This window comes from Agromyces sp. Marseille-P2726, assembly GCF_902809835.1.
Classification (GTDB): Bacteria; Actinomycetota; Actinomycetes; order Actinomycetales; family Microbacteriaceae; genus Agromyces.
Map to the genome: position 1 here is coordinate 90,563 of NZ_CADDWM010000011.1, position 17,623 is coordinate 108,185.

Here is a 17,623-nt window from a genome sequence, read left to right on the forward strand (position 1 = left end):
AGACTCTCCTCGGGCCGCGCGCCCTCATGCCCGCATGTCACGGGCGATCCACACAACCAGGGAGGGTTGTCCATGTCAGAGGCATCGACAAGGACCCTGACCGCATCCACGAAGCCGGCGCAGCAGCGGCCGGGCGGCACGCTCTATCGCGGTCGCGAGGGCATGTGGTCGTGGGTGCTGCATCGCATCACGGGCGTCGCCATCTTCTTCTTCCTCCTGGTGCACGTGCTCGACACGGCCCTCGTGCGCGTGAGCCCCGAGGCGTACAACGCGGTGATCGGCACGTACCAGACCCCCATCATGGGCCTCGGCGAGGTCGCCCTCGTCGGAGCGATCGTGTTCCACGCCTTCAACGGCCTCCGCGTCATCCTCGTCGACTTCTGGTCCTGGGCCACGAGGCACCAGCGCGTGCTCTTCTACGTCGTCATCGCCCTCTGGGTGGTCACGATGCTCGCGTTCGTGCCCCGCCACCTGATCAACGTCTTCAGCCACTAGGAGCGCCGAGATGACCGTCATCGAATCCCCGCGCACCCCCGCCCGGCCGGCGCCCAAGCGCGGCGTCAACTGGGAGAAGTGGGGCTGGATCTACATGCGCGCCTCGGGCGTCGTGCTGATCGTGCTGATCTTCGGGCACCTGTTCACCAATCTCATGGTCGGCGAGGGCGTGAAGGCCATCGACTTCGGCTTCGTCGGCGGCAAGTGGGCCGATCCGTTCTGGCAGTGGTGGGACGTGCTGATGCTGTGGCTCGCCCTCATCCACGGTGCCAACGGCATGCGCACCCTGGTGAACGACTACACGAGCCCCGGCGTGATGCAGAAGGTGCTGAAGGGCGCCCTGTTCGCCGCAGCAGCCGTGCTCATCGTGCTCGGCACGCTCGTGGTGTTCACCTTCGACCCGTGCCCGGCCGGCTCGCCCGCCGACCTGCTCCCCTCGTTCTGCGAAGCCGCCTAGGAGATCTGTGAAGTCCGAGAACGCCCACGTCGAGACGAAGGTCGTCGACGGCGTCCACTACCACCAGTACGACATCGTCATCGTCGGCGCCGGCGGCGCCGGCATGCGGGCCGCCATCCAGGCCGGGCCCGGCGCGAAGACCGCCGTCATCACCAAGCTCTACCCGACGCGCTCCCACACGGGAGCGGCGCAGGGCGGCATGGCCGCCGCGCTCGCGAACGTCGAGGAGGACAGCTGGGAGTGGCACACCTTCGACACCGTGAAGGGCGGCGACTACCTCGTCGACCAGGATGCCGCCGAGATCCTCGCCAAGGAGGCGATCGACGCGGTGATCGACCTCGAGAACATGGGCCTGCCGTTCAACCGCACGCCCGAGGGCAAGATCGACCAGCGCCGCTTCGGCGGTCACACGCGAGACCACGGCAAGGCGCCGGTGCGCCGTGCCTGCTACGCGGCCGACCGAACCGGCCACATGATCCTGCAGACGCTGTTCCAGAACTGCGTGAAGCTCGGCATCGAGTTCTACAACGAGTTCTACGCGCTCGACCTGGTGATGACGGAGGTCGACGGGGTCGAGCAGCCGTCGGGCATCGTCGCGTACGAGCTCGCGACCGGTGAACTCCACGTGTTCCAGGCGAAGGCGATCATCTTCGCGACCGGCGGCTTCGGCAAGATCTTCAAGACCACGTCCAACGCGCACACGCTCACGGGCGACGGCGTCGGCATCATCTGGCGCAAGGGCCTCCCGCTCGAGGACATGGAGTTCTTCCAGTTCCACCCGACCGGGCTCGCCGGCCTCGGCATCCTCCTGACCGAGGGCGCCCGCGGCGAGGGAGCCATCCTGCGCAACGCCAGCGGTGAACGCTTCATGGAGCGCTACGCACCGACGATCAAGGACCTCGCACCCCGCGACATCGTCGCCCGCTGCATGGTGCAGGAGGTCGCAGAGGGCCGCGGCGCCGGCCCTGACAAAGACTATGTGCTCCTCGACTGCACGCACCTCGGCGCAGAGGTGCTCGAGACCAAGCTGCCCGACATCACCGAGTTCGCCCGCACCTACCTGGGTGTCGATCCCGTGTACGAGCCGGTGCCGGTCATGCCCACCGCCCACTACGCGATGGGCGGCATCCCCACGAACGTCGCCGCCGAGGTGCTGCGCGACAACGACACGGTCGTCCCCGGCCTCTACGCCGCCGGCGAATGCGCCTGCGTCTCGGTGCACGGCTCCAACCGGCTGGGCACGAACTCGCTTCTCGACATCAACGTCTTCGGCAAGCGCGCCGGCGACAACGCCGTCGAGTACGTGAAGACGGCCGACTGGGTTCCGCTTCCTCCCGATCCCGCCAAGAACGTGCGCGAGGAACTCGACCGCCTGCGCAACTCGAGCGGCACCGAGCGCATCGCGACCATCCGCAAGGAGCTCCAGGACGAGATGGACCGGAACGCGCAGGTGTTCCGCACCGACGAGTCCCTCGCCCATGTGACCGAGGTCATCGAGGGCCTCCGCGATCGCTACCGCAACGTGGCCGTGCAAGACAAGGGCAAGCGGTTCAACACCGACCTGCTCGAAGCCGTCGAGCTGGGCTTCCTGCTCGACCTCGCCGAGGTCGTCGTGTTCTCGGCCCGCAACCGCAGGGAGAGCCGCGGTGGGCACATGCGCGACGACTTCCCGAACCGCGACGACGCGGAGTACATGAAGCACACGATGGCCTACCTCTCGGGTGACCCGCACTCGTCGAACGCCGCAGATCACATCCGGCTCGACTGGAAACCCGTGACCATCACCCGCTACCAGCCGATGGAGAGGAAGTACTGACGTGTCCACCGCAATCCTCGAGGCACAGCCCGACACCGCCGTCCGCTCGTTCACCGTCACGTTCCTCATCCGCCGGTTCGACCCCGACTTCGACACCGAGCCGCGCTGGCAGGACTTCGATGTCGAGATGTACCCCACCGACCGCGTGCTCGACGCCCTGCACAAGATCAAGTGGGAACAGGACGGCTCGCTCACGTTCCGCCGCTCGTGCGCGCACGGCATCTGCGGATCCGACGCCATGCGCATCAACGGCCGCAACCGGCTCGCCTGCAAGACGCTCATCAAGGATCTCGACATCTCGAAGCCGATCTACGTCGAGGCCATCAAGGGCCTGCCCCTCGAGAAGGACCTGGTCGTCGACATGGAGCCGTTCTTCGCGAGCTACCGCGAGGTGCAGCCGTTCCTGATCGCGAACTCGCAGCCCGAGCCCGGCAAGGAGCGCGTGCAGTCGATCGCCAAGCGCGAGATCTTCGACGACACGACGAAGTGCATCCTCTGCGCGGCATGCACCTCGAGCTGCCCGGTGTTCTGGACCGACGGGCAGTACTTCGGCCCCGCCGCGATCGTCAACGCGCACCGGTTCATCTTCGACGACCGCGACGATGCGGCATCCGTTCGCCTCGACATCCTGAACGACAAGGACGGCGTCTGGCGTTGCCGCACGACGTTCAACTGCACCGACGCGTGCCCGCGCGGCATCGAGGTCACGAAGGCCATCGCCGAGGTGAAGCAGGCGATCCTGCGCGGCCAGCCCTGACCGCGACGCGATGCCGCGGCATCGGGGTGACACGGATGCCGCCGGTGCCCTCGCTACGCTGAGAGCGTGAGCGAGCGAACCCCGCGTTCGGATGCCGCGCCCGATGCGGCCGGCGATCGATCCGCCGCCGGCGAGGCGGGCGCTCGCGAGCGATTCGATGCGTTCAGCCAGCCGATCCGGGAGCGACTCGAGGAGCCCATCTCGAGGGTCTCGACGATCACTCGCAAGACCATGGCGCTGTTCCCCGTCCGGGTCTGGCGCCACTTCCTGGCCCGCAACGGGTTCCTCCTCTCGTCGGGCATGAGCTACCAGGCGCTCTTCGCGATCTTCGCCGCGGTCTACGTGGTGTTCGCGGTCGCCGGCATCTGGCTGACGGGCGATCCCGAAACGCTGAACGCGTTCGTGACGCTGCTCAACACGTATGCGCCGGGGCTCATCGGCGACAACGGCATCATCACGACCGACGACCTCACCGAGATCGCCACCTCCAGCACGAGCCTGTTCGGGCTGACGGGAGCGGTCGCCCTGGTGGGCCTCATCTGGACGGCCATCGGGTGGGTCACGTATTCCCGGCTGGCCGTGCGCAGCATCTTCGGGCTCCCGAAGGACACCCGTGCCTACGCGCTGCTGAAGGCGCGCGACTTCCTCGCCGCCCTCGTGTTCGGAACCGCGCTGCTGATCGCGGCAGTGCTGTCGGCGGTGACGACCTCGTTCCTGGGATGGTTGACCGACCTCACGGGGATCGACCCGTCGTCGGGATGGTCGACGTTCCTCCTGCAGGCGGGCGGCTTCGCCGTCGTGTTCGGGATCGATACGCTCGCGCTCGCGGTGCTGTTCCGGTTCCTGTCGGGGGCTGCCATGCCGTGGCGCCGCATGTGGATCGGGTCGCTGCTCGGGTCGGCGGCCCTCACCGTGCTGCAACTCGTGAGCGGATTCCTGGTGTCGAGGGTGAGCACCAACCCGCTGCTCGCGACGTTCACCGTGTTCATCGGACTGCTGCTGTGGTTCCGCCTCGTGAGCATCGTGATCCTCGTGGCCGCGAGCTGGGTGGCGGTGGAGGCATCCGACCACAACGAGTCCCTCCGTGCGGTGACGCCCGAGCAGCTGCTGGCCGAGCAGCGCGAACGAGAGCGGAGGGCGCTGGTCACCGCGGCGGAGGTCCGCGTGCGTCAGGCGCGTTCCGAGCTGGCCGATGCGAAGTGGTGGGAGCGGGTTCCCGCGCGCCGGAAGCTCGCCCGGGCCGAAGCGGAGCTCGAGCGCGCGGAGGCGGCCGCGATGGCTCCCGCGGCGGCATCCGACGTCGGCGGGCTCCCATAGGATCGAAGGCATGCCCTCCGCCAGACCCCTCCGTGTCGCCAGCGTCAACGTGAACGGAGTACGGGCGGCGTTCCGTCGCGGCATGGGCGACTGGCTGGCCGGCCGCGACGTCGACATCCTCGCGATGCAGGAGGTACGTGCCTCCACCGAAGACCTGCAGGCGCTCCTCGGCGAGGAGTGGGACCTGCTGCACGACCCGGCGACCGCGAAGGGTCGCGCCGGGGTCGCCATCGCGAGCCGCAACCGCGCGAGCATCCACCGCGTCGAACTCGGCGCGCCCGACTTCGACAGCGCGGGGCGCTGGCTCGAGGCCGACTACGAGGTGGGCGATCGGGTCGTCACGGTCGTCAGCGCGTACGTGCACTCCGGCGAGGCCGACACGCCGAGGCAGGTCGAGAAGTACCGCTTCCTCGACGCGATGGAGGCACGACTGCCCGAACTCGCCGCCCACTCCGAGCTCGCGCTCGTGGTCGGCGACCTCAACGTCGGCCACCGCACGCTCGACATCCGCAATTGGAAGGGCAACGTCAAGCGCGCCGGCTTCCTGCCCGAAGAGCGCGCGTACTTCGACCGGTTCGTCGGCGCCGAGGGTGACGAGGGGTACAACAACGGCGCCGGGCTCGGCTGGGTCGACGTCGGGCGTCGGTTCGCAGGCGAGGTCGAGGGGCCGTACTCCTGGTGGTCGTGGCGCGGCAAGGCGTTCGACAACGACACCGGATGGCGCATCGACTACCAGCTGGCGACCGCATCGCTCGCCGACGCCGCGGTCTCCTACTCGATCGACCGCGCCGCCACGTACGACGCCCGATGGTCCGACCACGCTCCCGTCGTCGTCGACTACGCCGTCTGACCCACCTCGACAAGGATCACCTCCACATGAACGCTTCCCGTCCCGTCGTCTTCTCGGGCATGCAGCCGTCGAGCGACTCGCTCCACCTCGGCAACTACCTCGGCGCCCTCGTCAACTGGGTCGCGCTGCAAGACGACTACGACCCGATCTACTGCGTCGTCGACCTGCACGCGATCACGGTGCAGCAAGACCCCAGGGCGTTGCACGAGAACGTCCGCCGCACCGCGGCGCAATACCTTGCGGCCGGCGTCGACCTCGACCGGTCCACGCTCTTCGTGCAGTCGCACGTGCCCGCTCACGCCGAGCTCGCCTGGGTGCTCGGCACGCTGACGGGCTTCGGCGAGGCGAGCCGCATGACGCAGTTCAAAGACAAGTCCACGAAGCAGGGCGCCGACGCCACCACGGTCGGGCTGTTCACCTATCCCGTGCTGATGGCCGCCGACATCCTGCTCTACGGCACGCAGCTGGTTCCCGTGGGCGACGACCAGCGCCAGCACCTCGAGCTCACGCGCGACATCGCCGGTCGCTTCAACTCGCGCTACGGCGACACCTTCGTCGTGCCCGAGGCGCTCATCCCCAAGGAGTCGGCGCGCATCTACGACCTGCAGGACCCGAACGCGAAGATGTCGAAGTCGGCGGGCTCCGAGGCCGGGCTCGTGAAGCTCCTCGACGATCCCTCGGTCACGGCGAAGAAGTTCCGCAGCGCGGTCACCGACACCGGCCGCGAGGTGCGGTACGAGCCGGTCTCGAAGCCCGGCATCTCGAACCTCCTCGACATCCTCGCCGCAATCACCGGCCGGCCGATCGCCGATCTCGAGGTCGAGTACGAGGGCCGTGGGTACGGCGACTTCAAGAAGGACGTCGCCGATGCGGTGGTCGAGCGCATCGCGCCCATCCGCCGGCGCACGCTCGAGCTCATGGAGGACCCCGCCGAGCTCGATCGGCTGCTGGCGATCGGGGCCGACCGCGCCGGTGAGCGGGCCGAACGGATGCTGCGCACGGTCTACGACCGCGTCGGTTTCGTTCGCCGGGGCTGACGTGCGCCCGGTCGAACTCCGCACCGCGCGGCTCGTGCTCGACCTGCCGACGCTCGACGACGCCGACCTCGTCACGCAGTACTGCCAGGACCCGGCGTTCGAGCAGTACCTCACCACCCCATGGCCGTACACCCGCGCCGACGCCGAGGAGTTCCTCGGCACGCATGTTCCCGAGGCGTGGGCGACGGGTGCCGAGCTCACCTGGGCGGTGAGGGATGCCGAAGGCGGCCCCCTCCTCGGCGTCATCAGCGTGCGAGAGACACAGCACGAACTGGGGTTCTGGATGGGCGAGGAGCACCGCGGAACGGGCATGATGAGCGAGGCGGCAACGGCGGTCGTCGAGGGGGCGCCCGGGGGCGGCATCCGGGGCGCCGAGAGCGTGCTCTGGCGGGCCGTCGAGGGCAACATCGCCTCGGCCAAGGGCGCCCGCGCCGCCGGCTTCCGGCGCATCCAGCCCGACCGGCCGACCGTGCCGACTCGCGACGGGGGCACCCTCCCGGCCTGGTACGGCGTGCGTGAGGCGACCGTCGATCCGAGGGCGTACGACAGCTGGATCGACATCCTCGGCGCCGACGCCTGAGGCCACACCGCGACCTGCGACTCCACGGCGACGGAAGGGCCGGGCGCACCCCCATGCGCCCGACCCGTGGTGACAGGGTAGCCTGCTGACCGGCCTCTGCCCCGACCGCACGCCGGTGTGCCGTGCCCCTTCGGGATGCGCGCGAGCCTCGGAGGCGGTTACCTTGAACTGGCCGTCCCCCAGACGGCGTACCACCGAACGGACAGACGTGACCGAGACCACCCCCACTTCCGGCCCCGCGGCGGCCGAGCCGGCTCTCGACGAAGGTCCCGACCTCGCGGTCGCCGGTGGGAGGACGCCTCCGAAGCGGCCGCGTGGCGGGGCCATCCGATCGCTCGGCATCGGGCTCGTCGCGGTGTCGGCGGTCGCGGCCGGGTACCTGGCGCACCATGCGCTGTCCACGGAGCTCTACGAGGGCGCGTACCGGGAGCTCGAGCAGGCGAATGCCGCGGTGATCGCCAACTCGGCTGACTACCAGCGGTCGCTGCGCACGTCGGATGTCGCGGCCGAACAGGCCGAGGCGCTCGAGCAGGTCATCGTCCCCGGGTACGCGAAGCCCGAGGATGTCGAGGCGTTCCTCGCGGCGAGTGACGCGCTCGGGGCGGCCCTCGCCGACGCGGCACCCGCCGAGCCGGGCGACATCGACACGTTCACCGCGCCGGCGGCGCTCGAGTCGGCCGCGTGGGAGCGGTACGCCGATGCGGCGACCATGCTCGACCTGGCGTCGGCTCGTGAGGACGAGGCCGCGATGTTCGAGGACGCCGCCGACCCGCTGTTCGAAGCGAGGGCGCAGAACCAGGCTGCGGTCGAGGCCCTGTTCGCCGGTGCGCGTGAGGTCGCGGCGGCCGAGCTGCAGGCGAACCCATCGGCGACGAATCGCACGCGGATCCCGGTGCAGCGGATCATCGACGACACGAGGGATGACGCGGGCCCGCCCGCCCATTCCGCCACGGCGTTCACGGCGCTCGTCCAGGCCGTCGATGCGCTGCGCGCCTCGCACGCCGCGGAGGAGGCGCGCAAGCTGGAACCCGAGTACCCGATGCGAGCCGAGATCGAGGCCTTCGCCCGCTCGATCGCCGGGGGTGTCGCACTCGATTTCGTGTGGGCCCATCACGTGAACGGCCTGTCGAGCGACGGCTGGTACTCGGGGACGGCCCAGTTCTGGCCGACGGACGGCGGATGGGCTGAGATCAATCTCACGCACAGCGTGTCCGACCACTGGGCCGACGACCCCAACGCCCGCGCGGTCGTCGTGCACGAGGTCGGCCACACCCAGGTGGTGCGGCCACTGTGCGAGCCGCTCTTCACCGGACCCGAGTTCGCCGGCGACCACGAGATGTGGGCGACGGCGTGGGCCATCGGCATGGGCCACGACCTGCCCGGCGCGGGAATCGAGGCCTACGGGCGGCCGTCCGACGCCCAGATCGCTGTCGCGGCGCAGTGCCGATGAACACCACGGAGGTCCCGAAGGATCGTGGCGGCGTCGGGAATATCCCGACCATCCGCGCGTTGGCTAGAATCGACAGAGAAACGTGCTCCGGGGTCGGTGTAATTCCGAACCGGCGGTGAAAGTCCGCGAACCGCGAGCGCGAGGCCCACGGGCCCTGCGCGAACGGTCGAACCGGTGGAATTCCGGTACCGACGGTGAAAGTCCGGATGGGAGGCGGCACGTGTCGACCGTGTCGTGCATGGTCGACGACCGGCATCGCCGAGCACCCCCGGAGCCCTGAGACAGGACGACCGGATGACGAGCGATGTGCACACGATGGCGGATGCCGATGCGATGCGCCGTGCGCTCGAGCTCGCTACACGGGGCCCGTCGAAGGGCGTGAACCCGCGCGTAGGCTGCGTCATCCTCTCCCCCCACGGTGACGTGCTGGCCGAGGGCTGGCACCGCGGAGCGGGCACCGCGCACGCCGAGGTCGATGCCCTCTCGCGCCTGGCACCCGGCGATGCCGAGGGGGCGACCGTCGTCGTGACGCTCGAGCCCTGCAATCACACCGGTCGCACCGGGCCGTGCGCAGTGGCCCTCATCGAGGCGGGCGTCGCCCGCGTCGTCTATGCCGTCGCGGATCCCGGCGCCGACTCGGCGGGCGGCGCTGAACGGCTGCGTGCCGCGGGCATCGAGGTCACGCACGACGTGCTGGGCGACGAAGTCGAGGCGTTCCTCGGCGACTGGCTGTTCGCCGCTCGACAGCGGCGACCCCGGGTGACGGTGAAGTGGGCCGCGAGCCTCGACGGACGTGCCGCGGCATCCGACGGTTCGAGCCGATGGATCACCGGCCCCCTCGCGCGCGCCGACGTGCACCGCCGCCGGGCCGCCGCCGACGCGATCGCGGTCGGCACGGGCACGATCTTCGCCGACGACCCCGCGCTCACCGCCCGCGACCCGGGTGGGGAGTTCTTCGACTCGCAGCCGGTTCCGGTGGTGTTCGGTCGCCGGCCGGTTCCAGTGGATGCCGCGGTGACCCGTCATCCGCACGCCCCCATCCTGCTCGAGGGCGCAGATCTCGCGCGCGACCTGGCGCTGCTGCAGCGCCGAGGCATCCGCTCGCTCTTCATCGAGGGCGGGCCCACGCTGGCCAGCGCCTTCATCGCGGCCGGCCTCGTCGACGAGCTGCTCGTGTACGTCGCGCCCGTACTGCTCGGTGGGCCACGACTCGCCATCGGCGACCTCGGCATCGACAACGTCGCCGATGCCCGTCGCTTCGACTTCGCCGCCATCGAGCGGCTCGGCGACGACCTCCTCGTCGTCGCACACCCGACCGATCACCGACCCGCCGAGCGGCCCGCGCTTCTCGACCACCGACCCTGAGAGGGACCGACATGTTCACCGGAATCATCGAGGAGCTCGGCTCCATCGCGCGCGTCGAACGCGCCGTCGACGCCGCTCGCCTCACCGTACGCGGACCCATCGCGGTCGAGGGCGCGAAGCACGGCGACTCCATCGCCGTCTCGGGCGTGTGCCTCACCGTCGTGGACTTCGATGCCGAGTCGTTCACCGCCGACGTCATGGCGCAGACGCTCGCGATGTCGACGCTCGCGGATGCGCGCGAAGGACGTCGCGTGAACCTCGAGCGCGCCGCGCGGGTGGGTGACCGCCTGGGCGGCCACATCGTCCAGGGGCACATCGACGGCACCGCGCGCGTGCTCGAGGTGCGGCCGGGTGAGGCCTGGCGCGTCATCCGGTTCTCGCTCGACGAGGCGCACGCCCCGCTCGTCGTCGACAAGGGCTCCATCGCGGTCGACGGGGTCTCGCTGACGGTGAGCGCGCTCGGCGATGAGCCGGATGGGTCCTGGTTCGAGGTGTCGCTCATTCCCGAGACCATCACCGCCACGACGCTCGGCGATCTCGAGGTCGGCGACCTCGTGAACATCGAGACCGACATCGTCGCCCGCCACGTCGAGCGGATGCTGCGGCTCGACGCCCATCGCTCGCTGCCGTCATCGGTATCGGGCCTCGAGATGCCGCCGTCCGCGGCGCCGCAACCCGCAGCTTCCGATGCAAGGAGCCTCGCATGAGCCTCGCCACGATTTCCGAAGTGCTCGACGCGCTGCGAGCGGGCAAGCCCGTCATCGTCGCCGACGACGAGGCCCGCGAGAACGAGGGCGACGCCATCATGGCCGCCGAGTTCGCCACGCAGGAATGGATCGCGTGGATGGTGCGGCACACGAGCGGCTTCCTCTGCGCCCCCATGCCCGGCGAGGTCGCCGACCGCCTCGAACTCCCGCTCATGACGGAGCGCAATGAGGACGTGCGAGGCACCGCGTACACGATCTCGGTCGACGCCGCCGACCGCAACTCGACCGGGATCAGCGCCGCCGAGCGTGCCCACACGCTCCGAGTCCTGGCCGACCCCGAGTCGGGCCCCGAGCACCTCATCCGGCCGGGCCACATCCTCCCGCTCCGGGCCGTCGAGGGTGGCGTCCGCGAGCGCGCCGGGCACACCGAGGCCGCCGTCGACCTGCTCCGCCTCGCGGGCCTCTCCCCCGTCGGCGTGATCGCCGAGATCGTCGAGGACGACGGCGAGATGATGCGCCTGCCGGCGCTGATCGAGCTCGGCGAGCGCGAGGGGCTTCCGGTCACGACGGTCGCCGCCCTCATCGACTGGCTGCGCGAGCGCCACGGCGGGCACGACCTCGCGACGGCGGCCGGACACGCCCCCGAGGTACCCGAGTCATCGCTCGTCGCCTTCGAGGTCGAGACCGCACTCCCGACCGAGCACGGGGTCTTCCGTGTCCGCGCCTACCGCGACCGCCGCACGGGCGCCGATCACGTCGCGATCATCGCGGGCGAGCCTGCCGAGGATCCACGCGGCGCGGTCGTCCGAGTGCACTCCGAGTGCCTGACCGGCGAAGCCTTCGGATCGCTCAAGTGCGAGTGCGGACCACAGCTCGACGCCGCGCTCGAGGCGATCCAGGACGAGGGCGGCGTGGTCGTCTACCTCCGCGGCCACGAGGGCCGGGGCATCGGCCTCATCAACAAGCTCCGCGCCTACCGCCTGCAGGAGGACGGCCTCGACACCCTCGACGCGAACCTCGCGCTCGGGCTCCCGATCGACGCGCGCGACTACACCGCCGCGACCGCGATCCTCGCGGACCTCGGCATCGACACGGTGCGACTGCTCACGAACAACCCCGAGAAGGTGCGCCAACTCGAGGCCCGCGGCATCCGGGTCTCGGAGCGCGTGCCGCTGGTCGTCGGGGTCGGCGCCGGCAACGCCGGATACCTGCAGACCAAGCGCGCCCGCATGGGGCACGCGATCGACGATCGGCAACTGGCAGACACCTCGACGGAGCTCAGCGGAACGGCCGCTGACCCCGAGACCATCCTGGAAGGACACGCATCGTGAGCGGCAAGGGCTCCCCCGAACTCGACATCGACGGCACCGGCATGCGGGTCGTGATCGTCGCGGGCAGCTGGCACGAGGAGATCTCGAACGGGCTCATCGCCGGCGCGACACGCACCCTCGAGGCATCCGGTGCCTCGTACGAGCTCATCCGGGTGCCCGGCAGCTTCGAGTTGCCGGTGGTCGCCAAGGCGGCGCTCGAATTGGGCGCCGACGCGGTGGTCGCCCTCGGCGTGATCATCCGCGGCGGCACGCCGCACTTCGAGTACGTCTCGTCTGCGGCGACCGACGGCCTCACGCGGGTGGCGCTCGACACGGGAAAGCCCGTCGGCTTCGGTGTGCTGACCCTCGACGACGAGCAGCAGGGGCTCGACCGCGCCGGCCTCCCGGGCTCGAAGGAGGACAAGGGCCGCGAGGCGGCCGAGGCGGCGATCGCCACGGTTCGCGCGCTGCGGGGCCTCACCGTCTGAGCCCGCGGCATCCGTCGTTCGATTGATTCCCGCCCGGCGCCCGCTCCTCGGCTGGCCCCCGGCTCTCGCGGCTCCTAGGCTCGGGGCATGGACATCCTTCGCATCATCCTCCTGATCCTGCACTTCGTCGGCCTCTCGATGCTCCTCGGGGGCTTCCTCGTGCAGGCGAAGGCCGTCGCGCAGGGCAAGGGCACGGTGGTGCGGGCGATGATCGACGGCGCGCTCACCCAGTTGATCACCGGCCTCCTGCTCGTCGCGACGATCGAGATGGGCGACCTGGGCGACGTGAACAACATCAAGATCGGCGTGAAGCTCGTCATCGCGATCATCATCACGGTGCTCGTCTTCATGTACCGCAAGAAGACCCCGGCTCCGTCGTGGGCGCTGTGGACGATCGGCGGGTTGACGCTCGCGAACGTCATCATCGCGGTCGCCTGGCGCTGACCGCGTCGGACGGTCGGGTTTCGGGATCGTATACGAAAGCCGTAGACTTGTTCGGTTGCCACAAGCGACCATTCCTCATTCCGCACGCCGATCCGTCCGACCGACGCCCCCGTGCGGCTCCATCCCTTCAACGGAGCCTCCCGCACGAACATGTCCACTCCCGATACCGCGACCTCCACGGGCGCAACCGCTTCCCCCGCCAACCCGCGCAGCCGGGTGGTGCTCGCCAGCCTCATCGGCACGACGATCGAGTTCTACGACTTCTACGTCTACGCCACCGCGGCGGTGCTCGTCTTCCCGCACCTGTTCTTCCCGACCGGTGACCCGACAACGGCCCTGCTCTCGTCGTTCGCGATCTTCGGCGCCGCCATGGTGGCGCGCCCGCTCGGCGCGATCTTCTTCGGCCACCTCGGCGACAAGCACGGTCGCAAGGCCACCCTCGTCGGCGCGCTGCTCACCATGGGCATCGCGACCTTCCTCATCGGCGTGCTGCCCACCTACGCCGTCGTCGGGTGGTTCGCCCCGCTGCTGCTCGTGATCCTCCGCCTCGCGCAGGGCTTCGCCCTCGGCGGCGAGTGGTCTGGCGCCGCGCTCGTCGCCACCGAGAACGCTCCGGCCGGCAAGCGCGCCTGGTACGGCACGTTCCCGCAGCTCGGTGCGCCGCTCGGCTTCATCATCGCGAACGGCCTGTTCCTCATCATCGCCGCGGTGCTCCCATCGGACGACCCCACCCGGCCCTCGCAGGCATTCCTCGACTGGGGCTGGCGCATCCCGTTCCTGTTCTCGATCGTCATGGTCGCCGTCGGACTGTGGGTGCGACTTCGACTCGTCGAATCGACGGCCTTCTCCAAGGCATCGAAGGAGGGCAGGCTCACGAAGCTGCCCCTCGCCACGGTCTTCCGCAGGTACTGGAGGCAGCTCATCCTCGGGACCTTCTTCATGCTCGCGACGTACGTGCTCTTCTACCTGATGACGACGTTCTCGCTCAGCTACGGTCGCGCGGCGGTGGAGCCCACCGACGGCTCGCTGCCCGGACTCGGCTACTCGTACAACACCTTCGTGCTCATGCTGATCGCGGGCGTCGTGTTCTTCGGCATCTTCACGCTCGTCTCCGGCCCGTGGGCCGACCGATGGGGTCGCCGCAGGACGCTCATCTGGGTGACCATCGGCATCATCCTGTTCGGCCTCGTCTGGGTGCCGCTGCTCGGCGCCGGCTTCATCGGCGTGATGGCCTGGCTCATCATCGGCTTCACCCTCATGGGACTCACGTTCGGCCCGATGGGCGCGCTGCTGCCCGAGCTGTTCCCCACGAACGTGCGCTACACCGGATCCGGCATCTCGTACAACGTGTCGTCGATCCTCGGCGCCGCCGTGGCCCCGTTCATCGCGGTCGCGCTGTGGCAGGCCGGCGGCGGCTCCCCGTTCTGGGTGGGCGTGTACCTCGCGGGCTCCGCGGTGCTCACGCTCATCGCCCTCCTGCTCTCGAAGGAGACGAAGGACGTCGACTACGAGGCCGCGGGCGACGAAGCCGAGGGCCGGCTGGCCGAGGGCCAGGCCGAGGCCGCGGCGCTGTAGCGACCCGACCGATCACGGGGTGGATGCCGCGACCGACGGCTCTGCGGCATCCACCGCCACCATCCTCATCATCGACGGTGCGCGACGTCTCGCGACCCCTTCTCCCCCTGCCACTCGCGGCGTAGCATGGCCCGCGACAGGGGCCGCCGGGTCATCCGCCGGCAGTCGTCGGCGCTCGGCCGCCCGGAACGATGAGCGAGCGATGAACATGACGATGGACATGATGAAGGGCGCCATGTCGTCGTCGGACATGCCCATGAAGGACATGGATCCGGCGATGATGCAGGAGTGTATCGAGGCCGTCTCAGCATGCGCGCAGGCCTGCATCATGTGCGCGGACGCCGATGCCGGAGAGGGCATGGGCCGATGCGCCGGGCTGTGCGCGAACTGCGCAGACGTCTGCGACACCATGGTCCGCATGATGCTCCGCATGAACGGCATGGACATGCAGGTCACGATGTCGATGATGCAGACGACGGTCATGATGTGCCGGGCCTGCTCGGCGGAGTGCATGAAGCACGCCGAAATGAGCGAGCACTGCCGCATGTGCGCCATGGCGTGCGATCAGGCCGTCATGGCCATGGAGAAGATGATGGGCGCGATGCGGGAGTCGATGCCCACGACCTGAGCCGCTCGGGATCAGGCGTCGGCGACGCTCCATCGTCCGCCGCCGAGTGCGAGCACGCCGTACACCGCGTGCAGTGCGACCGGCTCGCCGGGGCGAAGCGCGCCGTCGAATGCGTCGTGGTGCCAGACGCGGTGCGGGTCGCCGCCATCGAAGCGGATGAGCGTGGCGTAGCCCTCGTCGTCGACGTCGGCGACGATCGCGTCGACCCACCTGCTCGGCGTGGCCAGCGCGAGGCGCTCCTGCATCGCATGGAGGCCGTGTCCGGGTCGGTGGCTCTCGCAGGTCGCCGCCGTCACGCAGCCGCGCATGCCCATGACCTCGCCCGTGCGGGGCTCGGTGGCGGCGTGCGGCTCGCGGTACGACATGAGGACTCCTCGGTCTCGGATGCAGCCACGATACGCCCGGCATCTGCGGATTCCGCGGCCGGGTGTCACATACGGAAACACGCTTCGACCCTCGGCGACCCGAGCGGGTCGAGGCGGCCCGCATCTCCCGATACGGCGGCCTCGGCGAGTGCTCGTACGATGTCGCCATGCAGACACCTCCCCACGGCATCCGGGTGGCCGACGAGGTGCGCGTCGCCATCGAGGCCGGCGCGCCCGTGCTCGCGCTCGAGTCGACGATCCTGAGCCACGGCCTGCCGACCCCGCGCAACCTGGAGGTGGGACTGGCGTCGGAGGAGCAGGTGCGCTCCGCAGGGGTCCTGCCCGCCACCATCGGCGTGATCGACGGCGTCGCGACGGTCGGTCTCGCGCGCGACGAGATCGAACGCCTCTGCACGTCGGCCGAGGTCGTGAAGGTCAGCGTGCGCGACCTCCCGATCGCGCGAGCGCAACGCAGAGACGGCGGCACGACGGTCGCCGCCACCGCCTGGCTGGCGCACCGCTGCGGCATCCGGGTCATGTCGACGGGCGGGCTCGGCGGAGTGCACCGCGGCGCCGCGGAGACCTTCGACGAGTCGGCCGACCTCACGACGCTCGCCGAGACGCCCATCACGCTCGTGAGTGCCGGGGTGAAGTCGATCCTCGACATCGGCGCGACGCTCGAACGCCTCGAGACCCTCAACATCCCAGTGGTGGGCTACCGCACCGACCGGTACCCGGGCTTCTACGTCGCCGACTCGGGGTTCGGCCTCGAGTACCGGATCGAGAGTCCGGCGGATGCCGCGGAGCTCGCGCGTGCCCGCGATGAGCTGGGGCTCCGTGGTGCCGTGCTCGTCGCGAACCCGGTGGATGCCGCGAAGCAGCTCGACCCCGAGTTCCACGACCGCGTCCTCGCGGAGGCGCTGGCCGCGGCATCCGACGCCGGAATCAGCGGCCACGACACGACCCCGTTCCTGCTCGACCACGTGCAGCGCGCCACCGGCGGACGGAGTCTCGAGGTGAACCTCGAGGTCTACCGGGGCAACGTCGCCCTCGGCGCGGAGATCGCACGTGCCGTCGCCGGGTAGCCCGATGCTCGCCGTGGTCGGCGACCTCGTCGAGGACATCGTGGTGTGGGCGGGCGAACCTATCCGCTCCGCCACCGACACCGCTGCGCAGGTGTTCCGAGCCCGCGGCGGCAGCGGCGCGAACGTCGCGGCGCTGGCCGCGCCGCACGTGCCCACACGGTTCATCGGCCGGGTCGGGAAGGATGCCGCGGGCGAGGCGCTCGTCGCCGACCTCGCCGCGCTCGGGATCGACGTGCGGGTGCAGCGCGACGGTCGCACCGGCACGGTCGTGCTGCTCGTCGACACGGAGGGCGAGCGCACGATGTTCCCCGACCGTGCTGCCGCGGCCCGGCTCGACCGCGTCGACGACGCCTGGCTCGACGACGTGGCGTGGCTGCACGTTCCGGCCTACGGGTTCGAGCTGGAGCCCATGCGCAGCGAGGTCGTGCGGCTCGCGGGGGTGGCGCGATCGGTCGGGGCGGGCGTGTCGGTGGACGCATCCTCGACGGGCCTGCTCGCCGGCCTCGGCGTCGATCGTGCGCTCGAGCTGATCCGAAGCGCCACTCCCGATGTGCTGTTCGCCAACGAGCACGAGGCCGCACTGCTCGGACTCGCGGGCGGTGGTGCGGTCGCGGCGTCCGTCGCCCCCGTCGTGGTCATCAAGCACGGTCCGCTGCCGACGGACGTGATCGGGTCGGGCGAGCTGGTCGCGCGCGTCGACGTGCCGCCCGTGTCCGACATCCGCGACCTCACCGGGGCCGGCGACGCGTTCGCGGCGGGCTACCTGGCCGCCACGCTCGGCGGGGCGGATGCCGCGGCCGCGTGCATCGCCGGGCACGCCCTTGCGGCATCCGTCCTCGCGAACCCCGGCGCGCACGCGTCGCCGTCCGCCGGCCCGCGCTGACCGCCGGCCTCGTC

Annotated in this window: 19 protein-coding genes and 1 riboswitch; of the genes, 18 read left to right on the forward strand and 1 reads right to left on the reverse strand. The window is 70.2% G+C overall.

Annotated features, from left to right (window positions below; translation table 11 throughout):
* The first annotated feature begins 72 nt into the window (after nucleotides 1–72).
* The 16 genes from sdhC to HUS56_RS04875 all read left to right on the forward strand — a co-directional run bounded on the left by sdhC (nucleotide 73) and on the right by HUS56_RS04875 (nucleotide 15,276).
* The gene (sdhC, locus tag HUS56_RS04800; RefSeq protein ID WP_173922251.1) at nucleotides 73–495 is read left to right on the forward strand and encodes a succinate dehydrogenase, cytochrome b556 subunit; all 423 of its coding nucleotides are present in this window, start codon (nucleotides 73–75) and stop codon (nucleotides 493–495) included.
* 10 nt (nucleotides 496–505) lie between these two features.
* Nucleotides 506–952, forward strand: a complete 447-nt coding sequence (locus HUS56_RS04805; protein ID WP_173922252.1) for a succinate dehydrogenase hydrophobic membrane anchor subunit — start codon at nucleotides 506–508, stop codon at nucleotides 950–952.
* 7 nt (nucleotides 953–959) lie between these two features.
* Nucleotides 960–2,768 carry a succinate dehydrogenase flavoprotein subunit gene (sdhA, locus tag HUS56_RS04810; protein WP_173922253.1) on the forward strand — a complete coding sequence of 603 codons (1,809 nt, stop codon included), beginning with the start codon at nucleotides 960–962 and terminating at the stop codon, nucleotides 2,766–2,768.
* Nucleotide 2,769: 1 nt separating this feature from the next.
* On the forward strand, nucleotides 2,770–3,525 hold the full coding sequence (locus HUS56_RS04815; protein WP_173922254.1) for a succinate dehydrogenase iron-sulfur subunit: 756 nt from the start codon (nucleotides 2,770–2,772) through the stop codon (nucleotides 3,523–3,525).
* Nucleotides 3,526–3,591: 66 nt separating this feature from the next.
* Complete coding sequence (locus HUS56_RS04820) at nucleotides 3,592–4,842, forward strand: YihY/virulence factor BrkB family protein (protein WP_254431297.1); 1,251 nt, start codon at nucleotides 3,592–3,594, stop codon at nucleotides 4,840–4,842.
* Between the two features lie 10 nt (nucleotides 4,843–4,852).
* Entirely contained in the window at nucleotides 4,853–5,692 is an 840-nt protein-coding gene (locus HUS56_RS04825; protein WP_173922255.1) for an exodeoxyribonuclease III, read from the forward strand.
* A gap of 26 nt (nucleotides 5,693–5,718) precedes the next feature.
* Entirely contained in the window at nucleotides 5,719–6,729 is a 1,011-nt protein-coding gene (gene trpS / locus HUS56_RS04830; protein WP_173922256.1) for a tryptophan--tRNA ligase, read from the forward strand.
* 1 nt (nucleotide 6,730) lies between these two features.
* Entirely contained in the window at nucleotides 6,731–7,309 is a 579-nt protein-coding gene (locus HUS56_RS04835; protein WP_173922257.1) for a GNAT family N-acetyltransferase, read from the forward strand.
* 208 nt (nucleotides 7,310–7,517) lie between these two features.
* Nucleotides 7,518–8,759, forward strand: a complete 1,242-nt coding sequence (locus HUS56_RS04840; RefSeq protein ID WP_173922258.1) for a hypothetical protein — start codon at nucleotides 7,518–7,520, stop codon at nucleotides 8,757–8,759.
* Between the two features lie 78 nt (nucleotides 8,760–8,837).
* Nucleotides 8,838–8,983: riboswitch (FMN riboswitch) on the forward strand.
* Nucleotides 8,984–9,053: 70 nt separating this feature from the next.
* Nucleotides 9,054–10,124, forward strand: a complete 1,071-nt coding sequence (ribD, locus tag HUS56_RS04845) for a bifunctional diaminohydroxyphosphoribosylaminopyrimidine deaminase/5-amino-6-(5-phosphoribosylamino)uracil reductase RibD (RefSeq protein WP_173922259.1) — start codon at nucleotides 9,054–9,056, stop codon at nucleotides 10,122–10,124.
* An 11-nt stretch (nucleotides 10,125–10,135) separates the two neighbouring features.
* Complete coding sequence (locus tag HUS56_RS04850; RefSeq protein WP_173922260.1) at nucleotides 10,136–10,831, forward strand: riboflavin synthase; 696 nt, start codon at nucleotides 10,136–10,138, stop codon at nucleotides 10,829–10,831.
* On the forward strand, nucleotides 10,828–12,162 hold the full coding sequence (gene ribA, locus HUS56_RS04855) for a GTP cyclohydrolase II (protein WP_173922261.1): 1,335 nt from the start codon (nucleotides 10,828–10,830) through the stop codon (nucleotides 12,160–12,162). Before HUS56_RS04850 ends, ribA begins: the two co-directional genes overlap by 4 nt.
* Nucleotides 12,159–12,629 carry a 6,7-dimethyl-8-ribityllumazine synthase gene (gene ribH / locus HUS56_RS04860; RefSeq protein ID WP_173922262.1) on the forward strand — a complete coding sequence of 157 codons (471 nt, stop codon included), beginning with the start codon at nucleotides 12,159–12,161 and terminating at the stop codon, nucleotides 12,627–12,629. Before ribA ends, ribH begins: the two co-directional genes overlap by 4 nt.
* 87 nt (nucleotides 12,630–12,716) lie before the next feature.
* Nucleotides 12,717–13,073, forward strand: a complete 357-nt coding sequence (locus HUS56_RS04865) for a hypothetical protein (RefSeq protein ID WP_173922263.1) — start codon at nucleotides 12,717–12,719, stop codon at nucleotides 13,071–13,073.
* Nucleotides 13,074–13,223: 150 nt separating this feature from the next.
* Entirely contained in the window at nucleotides 13,224–14,648 is a 1,425-nt protein-coding gene (locus HUS56_RS04870) for an MFS transporter (protein ID WP_173922264.1), read from the forward strand.
* Between the two features lie 202 nt (nucleotides 14,649–14,850).
* Complete coding sequence (locus tag HUS56_RS04875) at nucleotides 14,851–15,276, forward strand: aldehyde dehydrogenase (protein WP_173922265.1); 426 nt, start codon at nucleotides 14,851–14,853, stop codon at nucleotides 15,274–15,276.
* A gap of 11 nt (nucleotides 15,277–15,287) precedes the next feature.
* On the opposite strand, the gene HUS56_RS04880 is transcribed toward HUS56_RS04875, so the two are convergent.
* Nucleotides 15,288–15,641 carry a hypothetical protein gene (locus HUS56_RS04880; protein WP_173922266.1) on the reverse strand — a complete coding sequence of 118 codons (354 nt, stop codon included), beginning with the start codon at nucleotides 15,639–15,641 and terminating at the stop codon, nucleotides 15,288–15,290.
* 167 nt (nucleotides 15,642–15,808) lie between these two features.
* Between HUS56_RS04880 and HUS56_RS04885 the strand changes: the two genes are divergently transcribed.
* Both HUS56_RS04885 and HUS56_RS04890 read left to right on the forward strand, forming a co-directional pair.
* Entirely contained in the window at nucleotides 15,809–16,726 is a 918-nt protein-coding gene (locus HUS56_RS04885; RefSeq protein WP_173922267.1) for a pseudouridine-5'-phosphate glycosidase, read from the forward strand.
* The gene (locus HUS56_RS04890; protein ID WP_254431298.1) at nucleotides 16,710–17,609 is read left to right on the forward strand and encodes a carbohydrate kinase family protein; all 900 of its coding nucleotides are present in this window, start codon (nucleotides 16,710–16,712) and stop codon (nucleotides 17,607–17,609) included. The genes HUS56_RS04885 and HUS56_RS04890 overlap by 17 nt, the downstream gene beginning before the upstream one ends.
* Nucleotides 17,610–17,623 lie beyond the last annotated feature (14 nt).

Bases quoted from the DNA above. Each gene is read 5' to 3' on its own strand.
- ribA (WP_173922261.1), top strand. From the start codon at position 10,828: ATGAGCCTCGCCACGATTTCCGAAGTGCTCGACGCGCTGCGAGCGGGC.
- HUS56_RS04880 (WP_173922266.1), bottom strand. From the start codon at position 15,641: ATGTCGTACCGCGAGCCGCACGCCGCCACCGAGCCCCGCACGGGCGAG.
- HUS56_RS04865 (WP_173922263.1), top strand. From the start codon at position 12,717: ATGGACATCCTTCGCATCATCCTCCTGATCCTGCACTTCGTCGGCCTC.
- HUS56_RS04850 (WP_173922260.1), top strand. From the start codon at position 10,136: ATGTTCACCGGAATCATCGAGGAGCTCGGCTCCATCGCGCGCGTCGAA.
- trpS (WP_173922256.1), top strand. From the start codon at position 5,719: ATGAACGCTTCCCGTCCCGTCGTCTTCTCGGGCATGCAGCCGTCGAGC.
- HUS56_RS04825 (WP_173922255.1), top strand. From the start codon at position 4,853: ATGCCCTCCGCCAGACCCCTCCGTGTCGCCAGCGTCAACGTGAACGGA.
- HUS56_RS04805 (WP_173922252.1), top strand. From the start codon at position 506: ATGACCGTCATCGAATCCCCGCGCACCCCCGCCCGGCCGGCGCCCAAG.
- ribD (WP_173922259.1), top strand. From the start codon at position 9,054: ATGACGAGCGATGTGCACACGATGGCGGATGCCGATGCGATGCGCCGT.
- sdhC (WP_173922251.1), top strand. From the start codon at position 73: ATGTCAGAGGCATCGACAAGGACCCTGACCGCATCCACGAAGCCGGCG.
- HUS56_RS04875 (WP_173922265.1), top strand. From the start codon at position 14,851: ATGAACATGACGATGGACATGATGAAGGGCGCCATGTCGTCGTCGGAC.
- HUS56_RS04885 (WP_173922267.1), top strand. From the start codon at position 15,809: ATGCAGACACCTCCCCACGGCATCCGGGTGGCCGACGAGGTGCGCGTC.
- HUS56_RS04870 (WP_173922264.1), top strand. From the start codon at position 13,224: ATGTCCACTCCCGATACCGCGACCTCCACGGGCGCAACCGCTTCCCCC.